4 protein-coding genes are annotated in these 4,219 nt (G+C 73.9%); all 4 read right to left on the bottom strand.

Annotated features, from left to right (window positions below):
* Positions 1–178 precede the first annotated feature (178 nt).
* On the bottom strand, positions 179–1,096 hold the full coding sequence (locus tag ACWEVO_RS31440; RefSeq protein ID WP_452311088.1) for an LLM class flavin-dependent oxidoreductase: 918 nt from the start codon (positions 1,094–1,096) through the stop codon (positions 179–181).
* Between the two features lie 157 nt (positions 1,097–1,253).
* Positions 1,254–2,147: an oxidoreductase gene (locus ACWEVO_RS31435; RefSeq protein ID WP_452311087.1), complete on the bottom strand. Its 894-nt coding sequence runs from the start codon at positions 2,145–2,147 to the stop codon at positions 1,254–1,256.
* A complete protein-coding gene (locus ACWEVO_RS31430) occupies positions 2,144–2,656 on the bottom strand; it encodes a hemerythrin domain-containing protein (RefSeq protein WP_452311086.1) in 513 nt (170 codons plus the stop codon). Before ACWEVO_RS31430 ends, ACWEVO_RS31435 begins: the two co-directional genes overlap by 4 nt.
* A gap of 137 nt (positions 2,657–2,793) precedes the next feature.
* Entirely contained in the window at positions 2,794–4,122 is a 1,329-nt protein-coding gene (locus tag ACWEVO_RS31425) for a low temperature requirement protein A (RefSeq protein WP_452311085.1), read from the bottom strand.
* Positions 4,123–4,219: the final 97 nt, after the last annotated feature.

Here is a 4,219-nt window from a genome sequence, read left to right as displayed (position 1 = left end):
GCGACATGTCTCTGAGACGTAAACATGTCTCAGAGACATGTCGCTCTCAAGGACAGGCGCCTGCCCACGCGACCCGCCAGCACACCGAAACGCCGACGCGGTCGCCCTGACGATAGGTCGGCGAGGTGGCGGCATCCGATCGAGCGCCATACCGCCTTGTCTGCGGAGCGGGTTCGGATCAGGCGGCGAGGCGGGGAAGCAGCGGGCCGATCTGATCGACCGCGTCGGCGCGTACCACGAACCGGCTGACGCCCCAGCGGCGCCGGTGCTGCGCGACCGCCGTGACGATCTCGTCGGCCGTGCCGATCAGCACGAACGGCGTGGCCAGCAGTTCCGCGACGGTGAGGCCGAGGCGCTCGGCGGTCGGCGCGGCGGCCGCGTCGGCGTCGTCGGTGACGGTGACCTGCTGCACCAGCGCCTCCAGTGCGGGCGGTACGTCCCGTCCGGCCGCCCCGGCGGCCACGTGGGCGAGCTGCGCTTCGATCTGGTCGGCCCGCCACCGGGCCTCGTGCATGTGCCCGTCGGGGAGGGTGCGCCCGAAGCCGGTCAGGCCGACCACGTCGGCCTGCGCGCCGGCCCAGCGCAGCAGCGTCGAGTTGGCCGTACCCATGGTGAGCGGGACGCGGTCCTGGACCGGTCGCAGTTCGGTGAGCCGGGCGGCGTGCGCGGCGAGTTCGGGGCTGTCCACAGTGACCTCCTCGCCGGCGAGGAGGGCCCGCACGGCCTCGGCGACGGCGAGGCAGCGGCGGACCCGGCCGGCGACGTCGGGGCGCTCCCGACCGACGGCGCGCCACTCGGCCGGGGTGTGGCCGGCGCCGAGGCCGAGCCGGGCCCGGCCGCCGGAGACCACGTCGAGGGTGGCCACGTCGGTGGCGAGCAGGATCGGCTCCCGGACCCCGGCGTTGGAGACGTACGAGCCGAGGCCGAGGGTCGAGGTCACCCCGGCCGCGGCGGCGAGGGCCACGAACGGCGAGGCGCCGTGGCCGGGATGGTCCGCGGCCAGCAGCGCGTCGAAACCGGCGGCCTCGACCCGGCGGGCCAGGTCCGCCCAGCTCGCCGCTTCGGTGGGCCGGCCCTGCACGGAGAAGATCACCATCGCCACAGCATGGCCCGCGGCCCCCGCCCCGGCCACCCCGCGGGGGCCGATTCTGCCGACGGGCGAATCCCCGCCGGCAACTTCGGGGAAACTGCGGCCTCGGTGCGCTGGGAGGCAGCAACTCCCCGGAAGCTGCGTCAGCTTGGTGTTGCGGGCGTCAGAGGGCGGCCTGGTGCACCGCCTCCAGGCGGGCGAGATCGTGCTCGGTGAGGCGGAGGGCGGCGGCCGCCACGTTCTGGGTGAGGTGATCCGGGTTGCCGGTGCCGGGGATGGCCAGGATGTTGGGGCTGCGGTGCAGCGTCCAGGCCAGCCGGACCTGGGCCGGGGTGACGCCGTGCGCCCGGGCGACCGCGATCACCTCGTCATGCTCGGCGCCGGTCGCGCCGGCCTCCCGCCCGCTGGTGGCGAGGGCGAAGAACGGCACGAACGCGGTCCCGTGGGTGGCGCAGTCCCGGATCAGCTCGTCGTTGCTCAGCCGGTAGCCGAGGCTCCACGAGTTCTGCACGCAGACCACGGGGGCGATGGCGCGCGCCTCGGCGACCTGGTGCGGGCGGACGGCCGAGACGCCGAGGTGCCGGATCAGCCCCGCGTCGCGCAGCTCGGCGAGCGCGCCGAAGTGCTCGGCCAGGGAGGCTGCGTCGTACACCCGGAGGTTGACCACGTCGAGATGGTCCCGGCCCAGCTGGCGCAGGTTCTCCTCGACCTGGCCGCGGAGCTGGTCGGGCCGGGCCATCGGCAGCCACTCGCCGGACGGGTCCTTGGCCGGCCCGACCTTGGTGGCGATGACCAGGTCCTCCGGGTACGGCGACAGCGCCCGGTTGATGAGCTCGTTGGCCGAGCGCAGCGGGGAGAAGTAGAAGGCGGCGGTGTCGATGTGGTTGACGCCCAGCTCGACCGCGCGGCGCAGCACGGCGATCGCCCGGTCCCGGTCGCTCGGGCTGCCGTCGGCGTTGGCAGTCAGCCGCATCGCGCCGAAGCCGAGCCGGTTGACCGTCAGGTCGCCCAGCTGCCAGGTACCGGCCGCGGCGGCGTCGATGGTGTCGGTGGTCATGCGGTCTCCGTCCCCCTCGGATGGTGCGCTCGCGCCGGCGGTGGCGCGACGCCGAGCAGTTCCACGGGGTCGCCGGCCAGTCGGTTCAGCGCGGCGACGATCTTTCGTTCCTCGTAGCTGAAATGCGACTCCAGCAGCGCGGCGAGGCCGTCCAGTTCGGCCCGGACCGACCCCTCGTCCTGGCCCCCGGCGAGCAGCGTGTCGATGCGGCTGAGGATCGCCGCCACCAGCCGGTGGTCCTCGGCCAGCTCGGCCAGCACCGGCCGCAGCTCGGGCAGCTGGTCGGCGAGGACCCGGAACGCCCCGGCGTCCTCGCCGGTGTGGTGCCGGTCCAGCGCCGCGCAGAAGCCGGCGCAGTGCGCCCGCAGCTCGCGGGTGAGGCCGGCGCCGCCGGGGGAGTCCAGGCCCGCACGCAGGCGGGCCAGCTCCTCGCGGAGCCAGTCGTGGATCTCGATCAGTTGGGTGCCGAGGGCGGTCAGCCGCGTGCTCGGTGACTGGGATGGGTGCACATGGTCCCCTGCGATTCCGCGCCTCCATGCCCACGGCGGCCTTCGAGCCGGGTGCACCGCGACGCTCGGCGCAGTCTAGGCGCGCTCGCGCCGCTCGTCCGCCCCGCCGGTGGTGAGCCCGGCCACCACCGGCCCGCTCACTCGGCCTCGTCCGGCTCCTCCGGGATGTGCCAGCGGGCCCGCCAGGCGGCCTCGTGCGCCTCGTGGCTGGCCCGCTCCTCGAAGACCAGTTGCCGCAGTGCCCGGCGGCCCTCGTCGAAGACCACCACCTCGATGGCCACCATGCCCACACAGATCGCGGTCAGCAGGGTGAGGGTGGCCAGGGCGGGGAGCCGGTCGGCCACCGGGATGGCCGCGGCGAGCAGCACCACGGTGCCGAGTCGGGTCCAGCTCAGCGTGTGCAGGGTGCGCAGCTGGAAGAGCATGTTGCCGCAGATGTAGCAGATGACCCCGCCGAAGAGCAGTGGCTCGCCGGGGCCGATCGCGGGCAGCCAGTTGGAGACCGTCGGGTCGGCGATCTGGTGCACGATCTGCTCCGCGCCGAGCGCGAAGAGGATGATCCCGGCGATCATCGGCAGGTACAGGTAGGCGTAGGCGTCCCGGGCCATGGCCACCCGCGGTCCGTCCTCGGCGGCGTGCAGGGCGATCCGCGCGGCCGGCCCGATCAGGTCGTAGTGCGCCCACCAGAGCGCGGCGGTGAAGACGATGCCGAGCACGGCCGCCGCCACGGCCGCCGGAGTGGGCGGGTGGCCGAGCAGGTTGCTGCCGACGCCGACCGAGATGACCGACTCGCCCAGCGCGATGATCAGGATCAGGTCGTACCGCTCGGTCCAGTGTTCCGCCGAGGCGACGCCCCAGCCCCAGGTGCCGGCCAGCATGCCGGTGGCGTACTGCAGGATCACGACCGCGGCCCAGAGCATGTCCCGGACGAGCGCCGCGGTGCCTCCGTGCAGGTTCGGCGGGATCAGCGCGGCGGCGAGCAGCAGCAGCGTGCTGAGCACCAGCTCCGGCATGAACCGGCGGAGCTGCCGGCGCTCGTTCGGGGTGTACCGCACCGCGTGCCAGTAGAGCGCCAGGTGCACGCCCCGGATCACCACGTAGCTGATCGCCGCGACGACCGGGCCGGCCTCGTTGCCGTGCGGGTCCCGGAACGCGTTCGGCAGGGACAGCGCGAAGGTGAACAGCGCCGCCATGCCGACCGTCATCAGCACCGGCACGAAGCCTTCGCCGAGTCGGATCCGTGCGGCGACGATGCTGTGGACCACCCAGGCCCACCAGAGCACGGCCAGCACCAGCAGCGCGTGCAGCAGCGCGCTGCCGGTGATGTCCAGGGCGGTGGCCCGCGTGATGATGAAGAACGAGAAGACGAAGACCAGGTCGAAGAAGATCTCGAACCGGTCCACCCGGGCGCCCGGGGCCACCGGCACCGCCGGCCCGAGACGCCTTCGCCTCCCGAAGCCGCTCACCGGACGAGTCTGTCAGCGCCCGGGCCGTCGTCGGGCCGGAATCCACCCAGCCCGGGCGGCGACGCAGGTGCGGCCGGGGCCGACCGCGGAACACGAC

It is taken from the genome of Micromonospora sp. NPDC003776, from assembly GCF_053605645.1.
The sequence above is the reverse complement of the archived record's forward strand: the minus strand, read 5'-3'. Positions and strand labels throughout refer to the sequence as shown.

Bases quoted from the DNA above. Each gene is read 5' to 3' on its own strand.
- ACWEVO_RS31440 (WP_452311088.1), bottom strand. From the start codon at position 1,096: ATGGTGATCTTCTCCGTGCAGGGCCGGCCCACCGAAGCGGCGAGCTGG.
- ACWEVO_RS31435 (WP_452311087.1), bottom strand. From the start codon at position 2,147: ATGACCACCGACACCATCGACGCCGCCGCGGCCGGTACCTGGCAGCTG.